Source organism: Streptomyces spiralis (assembly GCF_014654675.1).
GTDB lineage: Bacteria > Actinomycetota > Actinomycetes > Streptomycetales > Streptomycetaceae > Streptomyces > Streptomyces spiralis.
Map to the genome: position 1 here is coordinate 40,473 of NZ_BNBC01000055.1, position 20,938 is coordinate 61,410.

Sequence of the window (20,938 nt, forward strand, 5' to 3'; positions counted from 1 at the left end):
CCCCTACTTGAAGTACTCGTTGAGCTTCGACACGGACACGGTGGAGCCGTCGCTGTTGCGCAGGGCGGCGGCGATCTGGACATCGTCCGACGAGTGACGCTTCTTGCTGTAGTCCAGGTGGTTGGAGATGTGCGCACAGGCCTGCAGCACGGACTTGACCTGAGACGTCCACATCTCGGCGGTCTTGTCCAGGGCGGCGCCCGTGGCGAAGGTGTGCGACTTCAGCGCGGCGGCCGCCTGCGACGTGGAGCCGGTTCCGCCCTTGCCGGTCACCGGGACGTTGGCCCGCTTGTCGAGCTTGTCGAACAGGATGAACGCCTCGTGCCCGACAGCGCCCAAGTCATCCTCGTGGGCCACCAGATCACCCGATCCGGTTCCTCCGCCACCGGGTTCGACCGGCACATGGTTGATGCGCATGTGGGTCGACTGTCGCTCGGCCGCCTGTGACTTGAGCTGCTCCCACTCGTCCCACGCCATGGTGGTCCCCTTCCCCCGTGTGCCTGGCCTTCGCTGTACGTGCGGGCGGATGCTGCCGTTCCGATGCTGCAGTGTTCGGTCAAATTAGCAACCTGCCTCGAGGAAAATCCGCGTCACGTCCGTTGTGCACCCAATGTCGACCGTGAAGGTTCGGGGGATCCCCGAGGCCACGGGGAGCTTCGCCGGGAGGAGTCCACCGATGCCGGCCTCGCATGTGGAAATTTGGTGGAGATTGCATCGACCTGTTCCGTCGTTGACGACAAACCGGGCAAAGCATCGTGTCTGAGTCAGTCTTGCAACTGGGTTGAGACATAGCCCGGTTGGTCCCCATGTGCATGCTGACTAGAGTGGGAAACACGTTGTGACGCGTGGCTCGGTTTGCGATCGTACGGAGGTTGGCCGGCCACGTCGGCCGATGTGGTGAACGGGGAAACGGGGAGGAGCGTCGTGCTTCCGGCAGACATGGTGGGGGGTGTGTCGCCCACCCGGCAGGCGAACCTGGAGGCCAGCGGCGAAGCGCTGAGCAAGTTCGTGAGTCGGGTCGACGCCGTCCTGCGCAACCTCGAGGAGTCGGCGGGCAACCCGACGAAGGTGGGCGCCCAGACGATCAAGCTGTCGTCTCTGAGCGCGGGGAGCGAGAGCGTCTTCCCTGAGGCGCACGACCTGTACTGGCAGTACCACGGCGTACACACGGAGCTCACCTCACTGTCCAAGGTCCTGCATCTGCAGATCGAGGCGATCGGGATCGCCGTGCGGGGTGCGGAACACGGCTTCGACAAACTCGAAGAGGACCAGCGTCGGCGCTTCTGGGAAATCCAGGCGCACATCAGGGATATCCAGGCGAAGCCGGGCTCGAACGACGCGAAGGGCGGTGCGACGCTCTCATGACCGACGACCACAAGGCCGACCTGGACCGGGTCTCCACGCAGAACAACTACACGGACTTCACCCGTACCGCCGACGACCTCCCGCAAGGCGGAGGGTTTCTCACCAGGTTGGTGAACGGTGCCCTGCGGGCGGCCGCCCAGCAGAGCCCGTACGCGAGCGTCGTGTCGCACAGCACCGACTTCGGCGGCACCCACCTCGGCCTCAACCAGTTGCTCGACATGGTCGAGCAGACGGACCCGGAGGACCTGGAGTCGTCCGGCAAGGCGCTGTGGGACGCGCGCGACGCCATCAAGTCGGCCGCCGAGGAGCTGTCGGGGCACATCGACCACGTCCACTGGGTCGGAGAGTCCGGCGACGCCTTCCGTAAGTGGGGCGGCACGCTTGTCGGCAAGGCGCATCAGCTCAGCGACTTCGCCGGAGGGGCCGGCGACCAGCTCACCGCCGCCGCCGTGGGTCTGGCGTCCGTGCGGGGCGCGATGCCCGCTCGTGACACACAGGCGAACCGTAAGCGACCCGATCAGTTCACCGAGGTCGAGAAGGCGGCGGACAAGGAGGGCTACGCCACCGCCGTACGGGTCGAGAAGGACCGCCAGGAAGCCATCAACCAGATGAACCGGCTGGCGTCCTACTACGCGGTCTCGAACGAGCAGCTGACTGCCGTGCGCGAGAAGGCTCCGACGTTCGATGCCATGCCGAACGTGGGAGTGCCGAAGCCCAGGAAGACCGACCACGATGACGGGGGGCCCGTTTCCAGCCCGAGGACAGAAGGGACGGGCTCGGCCACCGCTCCCAGCCGGCACACTGAGGTCGGGTCAACTCTCCCTGCCATCAGTCACGGTGCTGTCGACCCCACGAATCCGGCACGGCACATCACGGAGCACACCGCACCACCCGATGTCCCTGTCGGTACGCCGGTCGGCACCAATATCGACAATGTGGGCACCCTGCCTCCCCCCGTGACGACCCCTCCGGCCCCTCACACACCGCCCGCCACTGGCATGCCGGTCTCCGACGGCGGTCCCACCAATGTGTTCGGCGGCCCCGGGGCCCCGCTGCCCAACGGCATCCTGGGCAGGGGCCCCGGTGGAGCGGGCGGGTTCCGGAACCCTGTGTCCGCACCGGGCCGAACCGGCGTATCCGGCCCGGGTGCTCAGAGCTCAGGGCGCTCTTTGGCACGGGGACCCCTGAATCAGATGGGTCGCGCAACGTCCGCCGGTCAGTCGATCGGCAGGGCGACACCGACCGGAGCCAAGCCTTCGACCCCTTCCGAACGAGCTGTCACCGGCGGCACCCCGCGCGTCGGCGGCAGCGCAGCGCCGCGAGCCACCGGCGGCCCGACCACCGGTGCCGGGCGTGCGAACGGTGTCGTAGGGGGGCGCCCCACGGCGTCACCCGGTGCATCGGCGAAGGGCAGCGGATCGAGGCTTCCTCGCGGCACGGTCATCGGAGCCGAGGAAACGGCGGGATCCCGGTCGGCGACCGGGCGGGCCACTGCACGTGGTGTCTTCGGAACACCTGAGTCCACTCAGCGGCCGGGCACGGGGGCGGGCGCGTCGGCGTCTCGTGGCCGCGCCGGAGGGGCCGGAGCCGAGGACATCAGCGGAAGGCCCGCCACACGCAATTCCGTTGCCCGGGCCGAGCGCAATGGCATGACGCGCGGTGGCGCCGGTCTCGTACGCGGCTCGGGCAGCCACCGACAGGGTGATGACGGGCGGAAGGCGGAGCGAGCGCCGCGCCCTGACCACGGGGACGACGAAGAGAACGAGCGACATCTGCCCACCCAGCCGCGGCGCGACGTGCCGCCGGTCAGCAACTGAGCGCGGACAAGGACGTACAGCAGCATGAAGTCAGGGACCAGCCGACGAACCGAGCGAGCAAGGCTCCGCGGGGGGCGCCGCGGCAGCCGCGTGCGTGCGGTGGGTGCGATCGTCGGCACCCTGGCCGCCCTGAGCGTGGGACTCGCCCCGAGCGCGACCGCCGACGAACAGTCGAAGCAGTGGTACCTGAAGCCCATGCAGGCCGAACAGATGTGGAAGGTCAGCACGGGTAAGGGCGTGAAGGTGGCTGTCATAGACACCGGTGTGAATCCGGACACGCCTTCATTGAGGGGACAGGTCCTGGCGGACGAGGTCCCCAAGTCGGTCGCCTACCACGCCACGCACGACTTCGCCGGCCATGGGACGACCATGGCCGAGCTGATCGCCGGCACGGGAGCCGGCGGCGGCATCAAGGGGCTGGCTCCGGGTGCGAAGATCGTTCCCTACCGTATCGACATCAAGGGCTTGAAAGGCGCGGAGGCGAAGAAGAGCCCCGAGTCCTGGCAGGCGATCAGAGCGGCCGCCGACACCGATGCCAAGATCATCAGCATGTCGTACGGAGGAGTGCCCGACCCGACGGAGGAAGAGGCAGTCAAGTACGCGGCCTCCAAAGGCAAGTTGCTGATCGCGGCGGTCGGCAACGATGGGCGGGGCAAGGGGCAGGTCGACTTTCCCGCCGGCTTTCCCTACGTCATCGGCGTCTCCTCGATGGACGCATCCGGCAACGTGTCGAAGTTCTCCTCACACGGCAGTTGGGTGGATCTGACAGCGCCGGGCGAAGGATTCCCCGGCTGGTGCGACGCCACCTTCCGCTCCTACTGCGACAACCAGAACGGTACGAGTGCCGCCGCCGCCATCGCCTCCGCCTCCGCCGCACTGATCTGGTCCGCCCACCCCGACTGGACGGTGAACCAGGTCACCCGGGCCCTGCTCGACACGGCCGGACGCAGCTGGGCGAGGAACAACCCGAGTTCGTACCTCGGCTACGGAGCGGTTCGGCCGAAGAACGTTCTCAAGAACCCCCACTACGACCCGGGCCCTCCGGACGTCGACCCTCTCGCCGAGGAGAACGGCGGCGGTGACCTGCTGGCCAAGGCCGGGGCCAGCCCGGCACCCTCGGCGTCCGCCTCCGCCCCCGCTTCCGCATCAGCCTCGTCACAGGCCCCGGAAAACGGTACGAGCGGCGGCACATCTGCGGCAGGATCAAATGCGCGATCGTCGAACGACAGCAGCACGCTCTGGATCGCACTCGGCGCGGCCGCGGCGGTCGTCGTGATCGGTGGCGGTGGCTTCGCCGTCATGCGGGCACGGCGCGCACGTTGAGCGTGCCGGGGACGGACGACAGACTTCGGCAGCCCGTCGGACCGGGCTCGAGAGAGAACGTGCCGACAGGCACCCCATGCGTGCTCTTCGCCAATCCGGGCGCTGAGCCGACACAGTTGGACCGGACAACAGACAGAGGAAGGGCGGGCTGGTCATGGCCGGCAAGCAGAAGCTCGAAGACGCCGCAGTAGTCAAGCTGCAGAACGACATGTACACGAAGTACGACGGCATCCGCAGCCGGGTGCACAGCCTGCAGCAGGTCATCGACGGTCTCGAGGGACAGTGGCAGGGCATCGGTCGTGCCGCGTTCGACAAGAAGCAGTACGAGATCAACGAGTCCCTGCAGAACATCGGCAAGATCCTGGGTGACGTCATCGAGGCGATGACCAAGACGCGTCACATCAAGGACAGCAAGGAAGACGACGTGCGTGCGTCGGTGAACCGGATCGACGTTCACGACGGCGCGCCGACGGTCTCTCCCTTCAGCTCGTACTGACACGGGCGGCTACACGGAATCGGCCGGGCAGCCGGCATCCATCAGGCAGACACGAGCGAGACGAGGTAGACAGAGATGGGAAACAACGCCGACGGGCTGAGCGTCACTTACAACGGGCTCGACGTCGCGGCCACGCAGATCGGTAACCAGGCCAAGACGCTCGAGCGGGACCTGCACGAGCTCCGGCAGCTGGTCGTGCAGAGCCTGCAGTACTGGGAGGGCGAGGCCCAGGGCACCTTCCACGAGAAGCTGCAGAAGTGGGACAAGGAAGCCAACGACATCCACACCGCCCTGACGGGCATCGGTCACGTCGTCCACACGGCCGGCGGTGACTACATGGAGGGCGACAAGCAGGCCGCGAGCTACTTCCGGTAGGCCGGCAGCCGAGAAACACGTCGGGGTGGGCGCGCACGGGAGGCGCCCACCCCGTTCGTGTGTCCGGACCGCTCAGTCCGCGCCGTGCATCAACCCCACCTGGACCAACGGCCTCCCCTGCCGCCGCGACACGAACACACCGCGTCCCGCGGGCATCGGCCGCGGGCGGATGCCGCCCAGGAGGTCTCCCTCGTTCGGGTCGCCGGAGAGGACCACGCCCTGGGCGCCGAGTTCCTTGATGCGCTGCATGAAGTTCTCGTAGCCGGCGCGGCTCGCGCCCGCCGTGGAGCGGGCGATGATGAAGCGGACGCCGACGTCGCGGGCGAAGGGGAGCATCTCCGTGAGGACGGCGAGGGGGTTGCCGCTGGAGGTGGAGACCAGGTCGTAGTCGTCGATGATCACGTAGACCGTGGGGCCGCGCCACCAGCTGCGGTCGCGCAGCTGCTCGGGGGTGACGTCCGAGGTCGGTGTGCGGCGCTGCATCAGGTCGGCCAGGGCGTCCATGTGGTGCTGCATCTGGCTCGACATGGGGATGTACTCCGCCAGGTGCGAGGACGGGGTCACCCCGAGCAGCGAGCGGCGGTTGTCGACCACGAACAGCTTGCAGCTGTCGCCGTCGTAGCGCTCGGTGAGGCGCTGGATGAGCAGCCTCAGCAGGTTCGACTTGCCGGACTCGCTCTCGCCGAAGACGAGGAAGAACGGGTCCTGGTCGAAGTCCACGAACACCGGCTCGAGGTTGTCCTCGTCCAGGGCGAAGGAGACGCCGCGGTTCGGGAAGCGGTCGCCCGGCGGGAGCTGGGCGGCCGGGAACTCGCGGGGGAGCAGGCGGACCTCGGGGGCTCCGGGCTGCTGCCAGTGGCGCGTCACCTCGACGGCGAGGGCCGTGGTCGCGTCCGCGAGGTCCGTGTCGGAGGACAGGCCGTCGATCCGTGGGACCGCCGCCATGAAGTGCTGCTTCTGCGGCGTCTGACCGCGTCCCGGCACGCCCGTGGGCACGTTCGCCGCGACCTTGCGGTCGAACTCGGAGTCCATCGGGTCGCCGAGCCGCAGCTCCAGGCGGTTCATCAGGTGGTCCTTGAGGTTGGAGCGGACCTCCATCGACCGTGAGGCGGTCAGGACCAGATGGATGCCGTAACCGAGACCGCGGGCCGCGATGTCCAGCACCAGCGGCTCGAGCGCCTCGTAGTCGGAGCGGAAGTTGCCCCAGCCGTCGATGACCAGGAAGACGTCGCCCCAGGGCTGGTCGGTGACCGAGATGTCGCCGCGGGCGCGGCGGGTGCGGAACTCCGCGATGGAGGAGATGCCCGAGGCGCGGAAGTACTCCTCGCGCCGGGTCATCACGCCGTACACCTCGGCCGCCGTGCGCCGCACCTTCTCCGGGTCCAGGCGCGAGGCCACGCCGCCCACGTGCGGCAGACCGGCCAGGGCGGCCATGCCGCCGCCGCCGAAGTCGAGGCCGTAGAACTGCACCTCGTGCGGGGTGTGGGTGAGCGCGAAGGCGGCGACGAGGGAGCGCACCAGCGTCGACTTGCCGGACTGCGGACCGCCGAGGATCTGCATGTGGCCGGCCGCGCCGCCGAAGTCGATCCACAGCGGGTCGCGCCGCTGCTCGTACGGCTTGTCGACGATGCCGACGGGGATGACGAGCCGGCCTGCGCCCTCGTAGCCCGGCTGGGTCAGGCCGCGGCCGGGCACCGGGGCGAGCCCGGGCAGCAGCGAGTCCAGCGACGGCGGGCTGTCCAGCGGCGGCAGCCACACCTGGTGGGCCGCCGGCCCCTGGGCCTCCAGCCGGCGCACGATCACATCGAGCACGGTGTCCGCGAGCGCGTCGTCCTTCTCCTCGCGCTGCGGCTCCTGCCGCTGCTGCGGCACCGGCACGTACTGCACCGGCACCTCGGCGGCCGTGAACAGCACCGGCCTGCGGTCCACCGGGAGCGGCCCGCCGATCGCGGCCGCCGCCTGCTGGGAGCTCGTGCGGTACACCCCGGAGACGTACGCGGCCTTGAACCGCACCATCTCGTCGGTGCCGAACTTCAGGAAGCCCGAACCGGGGATGTTCGGCAGCTCGTAGGCGTCCGGCACGCCGAGCGCGGCACGCGACTCCGCAGCGGAGAAGGTGCGCAGACCGATGCGGTACGACAGATAGGTCTCCAGGCCGCGCAGGCGGCCCTCCTCCAGGCGCTGCGAGGCCAGCAGCAGGTGCACCCCCAGCGACCGGCCGATACGGCCGATCTGCACGAACATGTCGATGAAGTCCGGCTTGGCGGTCAGCAGTTCGCTGAACTCGTCGATGACCAGCACGAGGGACGGGATCGGCTGGAGCGGGGCGCCCGCCGCGCGCGCCTTCTCGTAGTCGTGGATGTTGGCGTAGTTGCCCGCGTCGCGCAGCATCTCCTGGCGGCGGTTGAGCTCACCGCGGATCGAGTCGCCCATGCGGTCCACGAGCGTGAGGTCGTCGGCGAGGTTGGTGATCACCGCCGCGACGTGCGGGAGTTGCGCCATGCCCGCGAACGTCGCACCGCCCTTGAAGTCGGCGAGGACGAAGTTGAGCGTCTCGGAGGAGTGGGTCACGGCCAGGCCGAGGACCAGAGTGCGCAGCAGCTCCGACTTTCCGGAACCGGTCGCGCCCACGCACAGGCCGTGCGGACCCATGCCCTCCTGGGCAGCCTCCTTCAGGTCCAGCATGACCGGCCGGCCGTCCTCGCCGACACCGATCGGCACCCGCAGCCGCTCGGCCTGCGCGCGCGGCCGCCAGGTGCGCTGGGGGTCGACGGAGGCCGCGTCGCCCAGGTTCAGCAGGTCGGTGAACTCCAGATTGGCCAGCAGCGGTTCGTCGTCGTCCCCGCCCGAGGCGACCCGGAGCGGCGCCAGCTGCCGGGCCAGCGCCTCGGCGGCCTCGTACGACAGCACGTCCGGCGTGCCCTCGTAGACCATGCCGTGGGCGGACTCCAGGCTCAGCTCCCTGGGGCGTACGACGACGGAGAGGTCGCCGCGTCCGGCGGTGAGTTCGCCGGGCACGACCTCGATCACCGTCACACCCTGCAGGCCCTCGGGGGAGGCCAGCAGCGACGTGGGCGACAGGGAGACACCGTCGAGGACGATCACCAGGTGCGGCTGCTCGGGGACGGGCGGCCCGGCCGGGTGGAACCGCGGCCGGCCCTGGAGGCGGGTGCCGAGCAGGTCCTCCAGCTCGGCCGGGTCGGTGGTGATCAGCCGGCGGCTGCCCGCGCCGTCCGCGACGCCCGGGGCCTGGCTGTGCGGCAGCCACTTGGACCACTCCCACTCCGGTGCGGTGTCCCGGTGGGCGGCCACGGCGACGAGCATGTCCTCGGGGGAGTGCAGCGAGGCGAGGGAGCCGATCAGCGCACGGGCCGAACCGCGCACGGTCGTCGGCTCGCCGCTGATCGTCACGTGGTAGAACGCGCGCAGCGACACTGCCATGGGCAGGCTCTCGAGGGTGCTGTGCGTGGCCAGGAAGCGCTGCATCGCACCGGCCGTCAGCGGCTCCAGCTGGTCCACCGGGCCGGTCTCCGGCGCGATCAGGGGGGTGGCCAGGGACTGCGGGCCGAGGCCCACGCGCACCTGCCCGAAGTCCTCGTCGCCGGTGCGCCGCTCCCACACCCGGCTGCCCTCGGCGACCAGCGCCCACAGTTGCTCAGGCGAAGGATGCAGGTAGTACTGGGCGTCGCGCTGGGCCTGCGCGGTGTCCAGGGCCGCGCGCCGGGTCTGCCCCAGGTAGCGCAGGTAGTCGCGGCGGATGTCGGCCATCTGCCCCTGGTTGCCACGGCGGTAGCGCACCAGCATGGAGATGCCCATGGCGACCGTGGAGGCCACCATCACCATGCCCATGATCTTCATGAAGGGCTGGGCCTGCGGGTTGAAGAAGAACACCACCGAGCCGCCCATGCCGAGCATGGGCAGGAGCTGCATCAGTGCGCCTTCCTGCTGCCCGCGCGGCAGCTCCGGCGGGGGCTGCAGCACGATCTCGTCCGTGGGCACGTCCTTCGGCAGTGCCCGCGGCGGGCGCTTGACGACGATATGGCTCACTACGCACCAATTCCCTAGCCCGACCGAGGTGTTCTGTCCGCCGCCCCGTGTCAGGCGGACGCCGATCGCGCACCGCGATCCTACTGACAACCACTGACACCGGCGGGCGGTAGGGTGCCGGAGAGACGCGTGAGGAGTTGTGTGAGCAGTTGCGAATCCGCCTGGTGAAACAGGGCAATTCGCGACGTTCGATGCGCGTGCCTCTCGTACCTTCCGGTCCTGACGGCGCCGTCGGCCGGCAGCGGGGGAGACGCCGCACGAACTCCCACCGGAACATGCACATGATCTTCACGGCCGGGTGTGTGCGGCGACGTGCCGACCGGCCCCACCACCGACGAGGGGGAACAGACAGGTGAGCATGACGGCCTCCGCGCCGGCCGGCGCCAACGCCGGACCGGGCACCGGAGCCCCTTCCGGGGCGGGCACAGGCTTCGGTTTCTGCCGGGTCACGATCGTGGCGCCCGACAGCCGCATCGACGTCGCACTGCCCGACGACGTACCGGTCGCCGACCTGTACCCGGAGATCCTGCGGCTCGCCCGGCAGAGCCCCGGCGAGGGCGCGCCCGTCGGCTACCACCTCGTCCGCCGCGACGGAACGGTCCTCGACAGCTCCCGCTCCTTCGCCGCGCAGCGCATCCTCGACGGCGAACTGCTCACGCTGCGCCCGTTCGCCGAGTCGCTGCCGCCCGCGGTCTTCGACGACGTCTCCGAGGCCGTCGCCTCCGCCGTCACCAGCGACCGCGCCCTGTGGGACGGCGACCTGACCCGCGTGGCCGGCCTCGTCGCCGGCGGCATCCTGCCCGCGCTGCTCGCGTTCGTGGTCTGGAGCTCGCAGCTCCGCCACGACATGCACAGCCTCCAGGGCGTCCTCGCCGCCGTCACCGGAGTGCTCCTGACCGTCTTCGCGTGCGTCCGCGCCCGGGTGTACGACGACCGGGGCTCCGCAGTCGCCCTGGGCCTGGGCGCCCTGCCGAACATCGCCGTGGGCGGCTCCGGACTGCTGCCCCTCGCCGCCGGGGAGGGCATCGGACGGCTCCAGTTCCTGCTCGCCTGCGCGGCCGTCCTGATCGCCTCCGTCGTGCTCACCCTGGTCTCGCCGGGCGGTGACGGTCCCTTCGTGGCGTTCGTCTCCGCCTCGACGATCGGTCTGGTCACCACGTTCATCGGGATGCTCACCGACCTCAGGCCCATCGAGACGGCCGCCGTCTGCGCCCCGCTCTCCGTGGGCGCGCTCGCCTTCCTGCCCGGACTGTCCATGCGCTTCGCGCGGCTGCCCATCGGCTTCGAGGCGCCGAGCGCCTCGCGCGGCGGCTACGCGGAGGGCGAGCCGAACGCGCCCGAGCCCGTCGACGCCGAGCGCGTCGCGGCGCAGGCCCACCGCGGCCACGAACTGCTCGTCGGCCTCGTCGGTGGCTGCGCGCTCGTCTCCGTCGGCGCCTCGATCGTCCTCGGCTTCTCCAGCAACGTCTGGGCGGAGCTCCTGGCGCTGGCGACCGGAGTGGCGATGCTCATGCGCGCCGGCCTGTTCCGCTACACCGCGCAGGTCGCCGCCACCCTGTCCGCGGGCCTGGCGGCGCTCGTCTTCCTCGGCATCGGCCTCGCGCTCAACCCGCCCCTGGAGTACGTGCGCGACGCGCTGCACGGCGACACCACCGCGCTCGACATCCGCAGCCTCTGGCTCGCGGCGGCCGTCGCCGCGGCGGCCGCCCTGGTCACCGCGATCGGCCTGATCACCCCCAGGCGCGGCGTCACCCCCTTCTGGGGCCGCTTCCTCGAGATCGCGGAGAGCTTCGTCCTGCTCACCCTGGTCCCGCTGACCCTGGCCGTCTTCGACGTCTACGCGACCGTACGCGCGATGACGAGCTGATACGACAGCGCGCCTCGAGCCGAGCTGACGGACAGACAACGAGGAGGAAACACCGCCTGGTTGAGCCGACGCACCGGGCCCCGCCCCGACACCACTCCCCGGGCCCGAACCGCCGGCCGGGCCGGTCGGCCAGAACAGACCGGAAGCAACTGGGCGTTGTGCCGCCCGGAGCGGCCGGCCGAGCCAAGAGGCCCGGGTGCCGGCGGGTATGACGGGCTGGGGTGACCGGCTGAGACGGCGGGCGGAGTGACCGGTTGGTGCGGCGGGCCGGGCTACCGGCTGATGCGGTGGCCGAGACGACCGGCCGACGTGTCGGGTCAGGTGACCGGCCGAGTCAACAGCCAGGTCACCGGCACCGGCGTGGTGGGCCGGGACGACCGGCCGTAGAACACCGGCCGGGACGTCAGGCAGGCCGTAGAGGTCCAGCCGCAAAAGGCCGGCCGAGACGGCCGGCACAGGACGGGCCGGGCGACCGGCCCAAGACGACGGGCCGGGTGACCCGCCCAAGACCGACGGGCCGCGTGACCGGTCCAAGACCGACGGGCCGCGTGACCGGCCCAAGACGACAGGCCGGGTGACCGGTCCAAGACGACGGCCGAGGCAGCCATGGTGGTGGCTGTCCGGTTCGGTGACGAGAGGTACCCGACACGTGAGCTTCGGCCCACCCCCTTCCCCCTACACGCAGTCCGCCGTCGCCGCCGACCAGGCGCGCAGACGCCGCCGCAACAGAGTCGCCGGCGGGACGGTGGCCGTCCTCCTGGTCGTCGCGCTCTGCGTCGGTGGCGGGCTCCTGTGGTCCGCGGGGGACCACGGCGCGCCCGCCGACCACAAGGCGGCAGCCGCCCCGCAGAGCCCGGACGACGTCCGCAGCACGGTCGAGAAGGTCCCCACCTCGCCTGAGGGCCAGGAGGTGATCGAGCACTACGCCGAACACCTGGAGAAGACCACCGACGCCAACCCGCGCTACGCGCCCGGCACATGGGCCACCGGAAAGATCCTCGCCAAGGCCGTCGCCAACCGCGTGGAGGGTTACCGGATCAAGCCGCACTACGACGAGACCGCCTGGACCCTCGACCTCGGCGGCTACATCTGCGCCAGCAGCAGGCACGTCACCGCCGACGGCCGCACCGCGGTCGTCATCCAGCCGCCCAAGGGTGAAGGCGCGGACGACAAGGGCGTCTGCGACCAGGTGGTGTTCCTCGACCTGAACACCGGCAAGAAGCTGTGGCAGCGCAAGATGCCCGCGGCCACCTTCGCCTACGTCACGAACACCAACCTCACCCTGACCAAGGGCGTCGTCGCGGTGGCCTGGGGGCGCGGCTCGGTGGCGTACGACATGAAGACCGGCAAGCAGCTGTGGAACAGCACGATGACGTCACCGTGCGAGGACAAGGGCTTCGCCGGAGGAGGCGCACTGCTCGCCCTGGTCGGCTGCGGAGAGGCGCAGGACACCACCTACAAGGTGCAGAGGCTGGATCCGCGCACCGGCAAGAACCTGTGGACGTACAAGGTCGCGGCCGGGGTCGAGGACGTCTACCTGCCCTCCTCCGACCCGCCCGTCCTCGCCGTCGCGGCCGGGGACAGCAGGGTCACCGACCTGATCACGCTGGACGACCAGGGCCGCCGCCTCGCCACCGTCTCCCTGACCGGATACGACGCCAAGTGCGACAGCCGGTCCTACGCCGGGCCGTACTTCGGTGTGGTGGAGAACTGCGACGGCATGGTCGTGGGACCCACCCAGGTCTACGTCATGAGCAAGGAGAACGTCGCGAGCGGCCAGCCCTCGGACTGGATCGTGGCCTTCGACCTGACGACCGGCAAGACGCGTGGCAAGTTCGAAGGCCGCGAGCTGCAGATGGTCTACCCGCTCCGGATGAGCGGCGACGAGCTGCTGATCTACCGCGCGGGCGCCGACACCCTCGCCCCCGCCGCCCTGGTCAGCTGGAACCCGCGCACGGACAAGGAGACCCCGCTGCTGCTGTTCCAGCTCCCGGAGGAGGACGCGTACGAGCTCAGCGACCCCGAGCAGTCGGACATCGTCGTGGAGCAGGGCCGGATCTTCTTCTCGCGGCGCGAACTGGTCCGCGACGACGACGCCCCCAAGGACAAGGTGCTGATGGCCATCGGTTACGGCAGCGCCGGACTGAAGCACTGAAGCACTGAAGCACTCAGGCACTGAGGCGCTGAAGAAGCACCGAAGCACTGGAGCACTCGAACGGTGTGAGGGGGCGCGGCACCGCGCGTGCCGCGCCCCCTCACACCGTCGTTCACCGCCGCACGCCGGTCACTCGGCCGCGACGCCCCCGTCCCGCGGTGTCGGCTCCAGGTCGAACTCGCCGTCCCGCGCGCCCAGCACGAACGCCCGCCACTCCGCCTCCGTGTAGCGCAGCACCGTGTCGTGGTCGAGCGACGACCGCATGGCCACGGCGCCGTCGGGAAGATAGGCGATCTCGACGCGCTCCTCGTGCTCCTCCGTGCCCGGCGCGCAGTGCCACTCCACGCCCGAGATGTCGAGGGCGTACAGTTCGTCGCGCTCGCGTTCCTTGCGTGCCTTGATCTCCGCTTCCGTCTCCGCCATCGCGCAGCGACCCCTTCCCGACGTGGTACGGACCCAGTACGGACCCAGTACGGACTCGGGTACTGGATCGACGCTCACCCTAGTGGTCCGCGCGGTCCCGGCAGGAGGCTTCACGGACCGTGGTGAGAGCGCCCGTGACCGCCTGGTACCCTGAGTGACGGCCGTTTGTGTACGCACCCCCGGAGCCCGGTCGCAGGCAAGCCTGCGGGCCCTGGAGGCCGCGCCCAGCGGATCCCCGCCTCCCGAGTCACGGAAGCTCCCCAGAGACGAAGACCTGGGGCACTCGGTGGCCCATCACAAACCATGAGGAGTACGCGTGTCGCTCGACGCCGCTACGAAGAAGCAGATCATCGGCGAGTTCGGTACCAAGGAGGGTGACACCGGCTCCCCCGAGGTCCAGGTCGCTCTGCTCTCCCGTCGGATCTCCGACCTGACGGAGCACCTCAAGACCCACAAGCACGACCACCACTCCCGCCGTGGCCTGCTGATCCTGGTCGGTCAGCGCCGCCGCCTGCTGCAGTACCTGGCGAAGAAGGACATCCAGCGCTTCCGTACGCTGGTCGACCGCCTCGGCATCCGCCGTGGTGCGGCGGGCGCCAAGTAAGACGCCGTGAAGGGAGCGGTTCCCGTACGACAGGGGGCCGCTCCCTTCGCCGTATGCAGAGGAGGCTCGGCGGAAGGTACGGAAACGTGCGGACTGTCAGTGCCCCTTTGTAGTGTGGTAGCACAACGCCATACGTATGACACAGCGTGACAGTGCCTACCGACAGCAGGTAGCGCGCCGTCACGCACGACGAACGAGGAGAAGCGCGCCTCGCCGCCGCCGGTCCTCGGTAGTGGCCCCCGGGGAGTGAGTCCCGGGTGCTTCGATCGAAGACCGGCCCGCACCAGACGGAGCGCTTCTCCGCCACCGTCCCTCCGCCACACGGGCGAGTGGGACGAGGACGAGGAGAAAACGCTAGTGGAGAACGAGACCCACTACGCCGAAGCCGTGATCGACAACGGTTCCTTCGGCACCCGCACCATCCGCTTCGAGACGGGCCGTCTGGCCAAGCAGGCCGCCGGCTCGGCCGTGGCCTACCTGGACGACGACACCATGGTGCTGTCGGCCACCACCGCCTCCAAGAACCCCAAGGACCAGCTCGACTTCTTCCCGCTGACGGTCGACGTCGAGGAGCGGATGTACGCGGCCGGGAAGATCCCCGGTTCCTTCTTCCGCCGTGAGGGCCGGCCCTCCGAGGACGCCATCCTCACCTGCCGCCTCATCGACCGCCCGCTGCGCCCGTCCTTCAAGAAGGGCCTGCGCAACGAGATCCAGGTCGTCTGCACGGTCATGGCCCTCAACCCCGACCACCTGTACGACGTCGTGGCGATCAACGCCGCGTCCGCGTCCACGCAGCTGGCCGGCCTGCCCTTCTCCGGCCCGATCGGCGGCGTCCGCGTCGCGCTGATCAACGGCCAGTGGGTCGCCTTCCCGACGCACACCGAGCTCGAGGACGCCGTCTTCGACATGGTGGTCGCGGGCCGCGTCCTGGAGGACGGCGACGTCGCGATCATGATGGTCGAGGCCGAGGCCACCGACCGGACCATCAAGCTGGTCGAGGGCGGCGCCGAGGCGCCGACCGAGGAGGTCGTCGCCGCCGGTCTGGAGGCCGCGAAGCCCTTCATCAAGGTGCTGTGCAAGGCCCAGTCGGACCTCGCCGCCAAGGCCGCCAAGCCGACCGGCGAGTTCCCGATCTTCCTGGACTACCAGGACGACGTCCTGGAGGCGCTCACCGCCGCCGTCCGCCCCGAGCTCGCCCAGGCGCTCACCATCGCCGGCAAGCAGGAGCGCGAGGCCGAGCTGGACCGCGTCAAGGGCCTGGCCGCCGAGAAGCTCCTGCCGGAGTTCGAGGGCCGCGAGAAGGAGATCTCCGCCGCGTACCGCTCGCTGACCAAGACCCTGGTCCGTGAGCGCGTCATCAAGGAGAAGAAGCGCATCGACGGCCGCGGTGTCACCGACATCCGCACCCTGGCCGCCGAGGTCGAGGCCATCCCGCGGGTGCACGGCTCGGCGCTGTTCGAGCGTGGCGAGACCCAGATCCTGGGCGTCACCACCCTCAACATGCTCCGCATGGAGCAGCAGCTGGACACCCTCTCCCCGGTGACCCGCAAGCGCTACATGCACAACTACAACTTCCCGCCGTACTCCACCGGTGAGACCGGCCGCGTCGGCTCCCCCAAGCGCCGCGAGATCGGCCACGGAGCCCTCGCCGAGCGCGCCCTGGTGCCGGTGCTGCCCACGCGCGAGGAGTTCCCGTACGCGATCCGTCAGGTGTCCGAGGCCCTCGGCTCCAACGGCTCGACGTCCATGGGCTCGGTCTGCGCCTCCACCATGTCGCTGCTGAACGCCGGTGTGCCGCTGAAGGCCCCGGTCGCCGGTATCGCCATGGGCCTGATCTCCCAGGAGATCGAGGGCGAGACGCACTACGTCACCCTCACCGACATCCTCGGTGCGGAGGACGCCTTCGGTGACATGGACTTCAAGGTCGCCGGCACCAAGGACTTCGTGACCGCCCTCCAGCTCGACACCAAGCTGGACGGCATCCCGGCCTCCGTCCTGGCCGCCGCCCTGAAGCAGGCCCGTGACGCCCGCCTCCACATCCTCGACGTGATGATGGAGGCCATCGACCGGCCCGACGAGATGTCCCCGCACGCCCCGCGGATCATCACCGTCAAGATCCCGGTCGACAAGATCGGTGAGGTCATCGGCCCCAAGGGCAAGATGATCAACCAGATCCAGGAGGACACGGGCGCCGAGATCACCATCGAGGACGACGGCACGATCTACATCGGTGCCGCCGACGGCCCCTCCGCCGAGGCCGCCCGCACCACGATCAACGGCATCGCCAACCCGACGATGCCGGAGGTCGGCGAGCGCTACCTCGGTACGGTCGTGAAGACGACCACCTTCGGCGCGTTCGTCTCCCTGCTGCCCGGCAAGGACGGTCTGCTGCACATCTCGCAGATCCGCAAGCTGGCCGGCGGCAAGCGCGTGGAGAACGTCGAGGACGTGCTCGGCGTGGGCCAGAAGGTCCAGGTCGAGATCGCCGAGATCGACTCCCGCGGCAAGCTCTCCCTCGTCCCCGTGATCGAGGGCGAGGAGGCCGACGAAGAGCAGAAGGACGAAGCCGCCAAGTGACGTCCCGTGGCTTCAAGGCGACGGCCCGCACCTCCTCGGAGGCGCGGGCCGTCGCCCGTACCCAAACCCTCATCAAGGGCACGAGCGGCATCGGCACGGTGCGCAAGACCACCCTCCCGGGCGGCCTGCGCGTCGTCACCGAGACCCTGCCCTCCGTGCGCTCGGCCACCTTCGGCATCTGGGCGCACGTCGGCTCCCGTGACGAGACCCGCTCGCTCGGCGGCGCCACGCACTACCTGGAGCACCTGCTCTTCAAGGGCACCTCCCGCCGGTCCGCCCTGGACATCTCCTCCGCCCTCGACGCCGTCGGCGGCGAGATGAACGCGTTCACGGCCAAGGAGTACACGTGCTACTACGCACGCGTGCTCGACACCGACCTGCCGCTGGCCATCGACGTGGTCTGCGACATGCTCACCGGCTCGATGATCCGCGAGGAGGACGTCGACGTCGAACGCGGCGCGATCCTCGAGGAGATCGCCATGACCGAGGACGACCCCGGCGACTGCGTGCACGACCTGTTCGCGCACACCATGTTCGGCGACCACCCCCTCGGCCGCCCGGTCCTCGGCACCGTCGACACGGTCAACGCCCTCACCGCCGACCGCATCCGCCGCTTCTACCGGAAGCACTACGACCCGACCCACCTCGTGGTCGCCTGCGCCGGCAACATCGACCACAAGAAGGTCGTACGCCAGGTCCGCGCCGCCTTCGAGAAGGCCGGCGCCTTCCGGGACACCCAGGCAGCGCCCATCGCCCCCCGTGACGGCCGGCGCAGCCTGCGCACCGCTGGCCGCCTCGAGGTGCAGAGCCGCCGCACCGAACAGGCCCACGTCGTCCTCGGCATGCCCGGCCTGGCCCGCACCGACGACCGCCGCTGGGCGCTCGGAGTCCTCAACACGGCCCTCGGCGGCGGCATGTCCTCCCGGCTCTTCCAGGAGGTCCGGGAGAAGCGCGGCCTGGCCTACAGCGTGTACTCCTACACCTCCGGCTTCGCCGACTGCGGCCTGTTCGGCGTCTACGCCGGCTGCCGCCCCAGCCAGGTGCACGACGTGCTGAGGATCTGCCGCGACGAACTCGACCACGTCGCCGAAAACGGCCTGACCGACGACGAGATCACCCGCGCCATCGGCCAGCTCCAGGGCTCCACCGTGCTCGGCCTGGAGGACACGGGAGCGCTGATGAACCGTATCGGCAAGAGCGAGCTCTGCTGGGGCGAGCAGATCTCCGTGGACGACATGCTGGCCCGGATGGCGGCGGTCACCCCGGACGACGTCCGCTCCGTCGCCCGGGACATCCTGGGACAGCGCCCGTCGCTGTCGGTCATCGGCCCGCTCAAGGACAAGCAGGCCGCGCGGCTGAACGACGCCGTCGCCTGAACACCTCCCGTAAGGAAGCACAAGAGATGAGCAAGCTGCGCGTGGCGGTCCTCGGTGCCAAGGGCCGGATCGGGTCCGAGGCGGTACGGGCGGTCGAGGCCGCCGAGGACATGGAGCTGGTCGCCGCCCTCGGCCGGGGCGACAAGCTCCAGACGCTGGCGGAGACCGGCGCCCAGGTCGCCGTGGAGCTGACCACCCCAGACTCCGTCATGGACAACCTCGACTTCTGCGTGCACCACGGCATCCACGCGGTCGTGGGTACCACCGGCTGGACCGAGGAGCGCCTCGCGCGGCTGAAGGGGTGGCTGGCCGAGTCGCCGGAGACCGGTGTGCTCATCGCGCCGAACTTCTCCATCGGCGCCGTGTTGACCATGAAGTTCGCGCAGATCGCCGCGCCGTACTTCGAGTCGGTCGAGGTCGTCGAGCTGCACCACCCGAACAAGGTGGACGCGCCGAGCGGCACGGCCACGCGCACGGCCCAGCTGATCGCCGAGGCCCGCAGGGCTGCCGGTACGGCCCCGGCGCCCGACGCCACGACGACGGCCCTGGACGGCGCGCGCGGCGCGAGCGTCGACGGCGTCCCGGTGCACGCGGTACGCCTGCGCGGCCTGCTGGCCCACCAGGAGGTGCTCCTCGGCGGCGAGGGCGAGACGCTCACCGTCCGCCACGACTCCCTCCACCACAGCAGCTTCATGCCGGGCATCCTGCTCGGCGCCCGCCGCGTGGTGACCACTCCGGGCCTGACCTTCGGCCTGGAACACTTCCTCGACCTCAGCTGAGCCACGAGCACCGAGCGGAACCGAAGCCCGAGCCCCTTATGCGCGCGAAGATCACCTACCTCGTCACGGCCGCCGTCCTGGTCTTCTACTTCGTCCTGGTCGGCAGCCGCGGCGTCATGCTTCTGCAGTCCGGCACGCCTGTGACCGTCGCCTTCGGGATCGCCGTACTGATCCTGCCGGTGATCGGTCTGTGGTTCCTGTGGAAGAACACCCAGTTCGTCCGCCGGGCCAACCAGCTCGCCGCCGAACTCGACGCCGAGGGCGGCCTGCCCGTCGACGACCTCAGGCGCACGCCGAGCGGGCGTATCGACCGCGACTCGGCCGACGAGGTCTTCGCCCGGCGCAAGGCCGAGACGGAGGCCGCCCCCGACGACTGGCGCACCTGGTTCCGCCTCGCCGTCGCCTACCACGACGCCCGCGACACCCCGCGCGCCCGCAAGGCGATGCAGCGCGCCATCGCCCTGCACGACGGCAGGCCGGCCCCGGCCGCCTGACACCCGACGGCTCGGGCCGTCACATGCCGGTGGGTCCGGTCCGCGCGCTGCGGACCGGACCCACCGGCGTATGAGGTCGGGACGGGCGCGTCAGCGGGGCCGGTGCTCCTCGGCCCACGCCTCCACCGAGTCCGCCGCCCGGTCGAAGGCGGTGACGCGGCCCAGGAAGTCGGCGTTGTGCGTGGTGAGCAGCGGTGCTACGGACCCGGCGCCCCGGCCCCGGCGGGCGAGCACCAGCGCCTGCCCCTGCACCGTGCGCGGCAGCCCGAGCCAGCGCACCGGCTGCTGGAGCGTCCGCACGCTGACGACGTCGGACCACGGCGTCGTACGGGTCACCAGGAAGCCCACATGGCGCACCCCACGCGCACTGACCCACACGCCCATGCGCAGCAGCCGCAGCGCGCCGGCGATGACGACCAGCGCGACACCGAAACAGACCTCCGCGGAGGACGGGCCGTCGGTGAGCGCGATCACGACCGCCGCGAGCAGCACGAACGAGGCGAGCAGCAGCGCCAGGGCGGCCGTGCCCACCCGCCACGGGCCGGGCCGGTAGGGGCGCCGCCAGCGCTCGCGGTCGTCGAACGGCAGCGCGACGTCGTCGGCTGCGTCGAAGGCGCGGTCGGCCGTCAGGAAGGGCAGGGGCACGGCTGGTCCTCACTCCGTCCAGGCATGGGCTGTGCCCGGTGAGGCTATCCGCCTGTGTCCCCGCCCACCACCCGTGGGGTCTGCGGGGGCGGTGACAGAGGGTGGCCGCGACTCGGTGCGCGTGACTCAGTGCCCGTGGGAGGCCTGCTGCGTCTGCGTGGGGGACTGGCTGCTCGACAGCGCCGGCATGCCGAGGATCAGCGAGCCCACGAGTCCCGCGACGATCGTCAGGCCCAGCAGACAGCGCCCGGCTATCCGGGCGGCGGACGGCCGCTGCCGGGGCGGGGGAGCGACATTGCTGCGGAACCTGTCGGCCTCGGCGACGAAGGCGAACGGGACGGACTCGCGCCGACGGAACATCGAGGACACGGCTCCCTTCCGGGTCGAACGGGGGTTTCTCACCCATACAGACGCACGAGTGTCCCAAAAGGTGCCCGCTTCCTCCGAATTCTCAGATCTTCACCGAAGATGTCGCGGCCCGGCACCGAACGCCCCGATGTCAGAGGCGGCCCGTAGAGTGGGCGCCGCCCGTCAGACGTGAAGGAAGGGACCCTCCGAGCCGTGACCGACACCCCCGCCGACCACCCGAAGCCCA

The 20,938-nt window shown here is 70.3% G+C and carries 17 protein-coding genes; 12 read left to right on the plus strand and 5 right to left on the minus strand.

The features are described from left to right. Positions 1-3: 3 nt before the first annotated feature. Positions 4-477: a hypothetical protein gene (locus IE318_RS37455; protein WP_189907387.1), complete on the minus strand. Its 474-nt coding sequence runs from the start codon at positions 475-477 to the stop codon at positions 4-6. A 474-nt stretch (positions 478-951) separates the two neighbouring features. On the opposite strand from IE318_RS37455, the gene IE318_RS37460 reads away from it, so the two are divergent. From IE318_RS37460 to IE318_RS37480, 5 genes are all read left to right on the plus strand, one after another. Beyond that, a complete protein-coding gene (locus tag IE318_RS37460) occupies positions 952-1,365 on the plus strand; it encodes a DUF2563 family protein (protein WP_373311395.1) in 414 nt (137 codons plus the stop codon). Beyond that, positions 1,362-3,182, plus strand: a complete 1,821-nt coding sequence (locus IE318_RS37465) for a hypothetical protein (protein WP_189907389.1) — start codon at positions 1,362-1,364, stop codon at positions 3,180-3,182. The genes IE318_RS37460 and IE318_RS37465 overlap by 4 nt, the downstream gene beginning before the upstream one ends. A 90-nt stretch (positions 3,183-3,272) precedes the next feature. After that, positions 3,273-4,505 (plus strand): S8 family serine peptidase, encoded by a 1,233-nt coding sequence (locus IE318_RS37470; RefSeq protein WP_373311396.1) that lies wholly within the window; start codon positions 3,273-3,275, stop codon positions 4,503-4,505. 154 nt (positions 4,506-4,659) lie between these two features. Beyond that, positions 4,660-5,001 (plus strand): WXG100 family type VII secretion target, encoded by a 342-nt coding sequence (locus IE318_RS37475; protein WP_030177481.1) that lies wholly within the window; start codon positions 4,660-4,662, stop codon positions 4,999-5,001. Positions 5,002-5,076: 75 nt separating this feature from the next. Further along, complete coding sequence (locus IE318_RS37480) at positions 5,077-5,376, plus strand: WXG100 family type VII secretion target (protein WP_030177479.1); 300 nt, start codon at positions 5,077-5,079, stop codon at positions 5,374-5,376. Positions 5,377-5,448: 72 nt separating this feature from the next. Here the strand turns inward: IE318_RS37480 and eccCa are convergent, their stop codons facing one another. Beyond that, positions 5,449-9,423: a type VII secretion protein EccCa gene (eccCa, locus tag IE318_RS37485; protein ID WP_189907391.1), complete on the minus strand. Its 3,975-nt coding sequence runs from the start codon at positions 9,421-9,423 to the stop codon at positions 5,449-5,451. Between the two features lie 358 nt (positions 9,424-9,781). On the opposite strand from eccCa, the gene eccD reads away from it, so the two are divergent. After that, positions 9,782-11,290 carry a type VII secretion integral membrane protein EccD gene (eccD, locus tag IE318_RS37490; protein WP_189907392.1) on the plus strand — a complete coding sequence of 503 codons (1,509 nt, stop codon included), beginning with the start codon at positions 9,782-9,784 and terminating at the stop codon, positions 11,288-11,290. A gap of 649 nt (positions 11,291-11,939) precedes the next feature. Continuing rightward, positions 11,940-13,445: an outer membrane protein assembly factor BamB family protein gene (locus IE318_RS37495; protein WP_189907393.1), complete on the plus strand. Its 1,506-nt coding sequence runs from the start codon at positions 11,940-11,942 to the stop codon at positions 13,443-13,445. A 129-nt stretch (positions 13,446-13,574) separates the two neighbouring features. Here the strand turns inward: IE318_RS37495 and IE318_RS37500 are convergent, their stop codons facing one another. Beyond that, entirely contained in the window at positions 13,575-13,868 is a 294-nt protein-coding gene (locus tag IE318_RS37500; protein ID WP_189907394.1) for a DUF397 domain-containing protein, read from the minus strand. Positions 13,869-14,184: 316 nt separating this feature from the next. On the opposite strand from IE318_RS37500, the gene rpsO reads away from it, so the two are divergent. The 5 genes from rpsO to IE318_RS37525 all read left to right on the plus strand — a co-directional run bounded on the left by rpsO (position 14,185) and on the right by IE318_RS37525 (position 19,698). Next, on the plus strand, positions 14,185-14,472 hold the full coding sequence (rpsO, locus tag IE318_RS37505; protein ID WP_053664877.1) for a 30S ribosomal protein S15: 288 nt from the start codon (positions 14,185-14,187) through the stop codon (positions 14,470-14,472). A gap of 357 nt (positions 14,473-14,829) precedes the next feature. Next, a complete protein-coding gene (locus IE318_RS37510; protein WP_189907395.1) occupies positions 14,830-17,049 on the plus strand; it encodes a polyribonucleotide nucleotidyltransferase in 2,220 nt (739 codons plus the stop codon). Beyond that, positions 17,046-18,425, plus strand: a complete 1,380-nt coding sequence (locus IE318_RS37515; protein WP_030177467.1) for a M16 family metallopeptidase — start codon at positions 17,046-17,048, stop codon at positions 18,423-18,425. The genes IE318_RS37510 and IE318_RS37515 overlap by 4 nt, the downstream gene beginning before the upstream one ends. 26 nt (positions 18,426-18,451) lie before the next feature. Then, positions 18,452-19,204 (plus strand): 4-hydroxy-tetrahydrodipicolinate reductase, encoded by a 753-nt coding sequence (dapB, locus tag IE318_RS37520; protein WP_030177466.1) that lies wholly within the window; start codon positions 18,452-18,454, stop codon positions 19,202-19,204. A gap of 38 nt (positions 19,205-19,242) precedes the next feature. Further along, a complete protein-coding gene (locus IE318_RS37525; protein ID WP_030177465.1) occupies positions 19,243-19,698 on the plus strand; it encodes a tetratricopeptide repeat protein in 456 nt (151 codons plus the stop codon). A gap of 90 nt (positions 19,699-19,788) precedes the next feature. Here the strand turns inward: IE318_RS37525 and IE318_RS37530 are convergent, their stop codons facing one another. Then, positions 19,789-20,343 (minus strand): SCO5741 family PH domain-containing membrane protein, encoded by a 555-nt coding sequence (locus IE318_RS37530; RefSeq protein WP_189907396.1) that lies wholly within the window; start codon positions 20,341-20,343, stop codon positions 19,789-19,791. A 126-nt stretch (positions 20,344-20,469) separates the two neighbouring features. Continuing rightward, positions 20,470-20,703, minus strand: a complete 234-nt coding sequence (locus IE318_RS37535) for a hypothetical protein (RefSeq protein ID WP_030177463.1) — start codon at positions 20,701-20,703, stop codon at positions 20,470-20,472. Positions 20,704-20,938 lie beyond the last annotated feature (235 nt).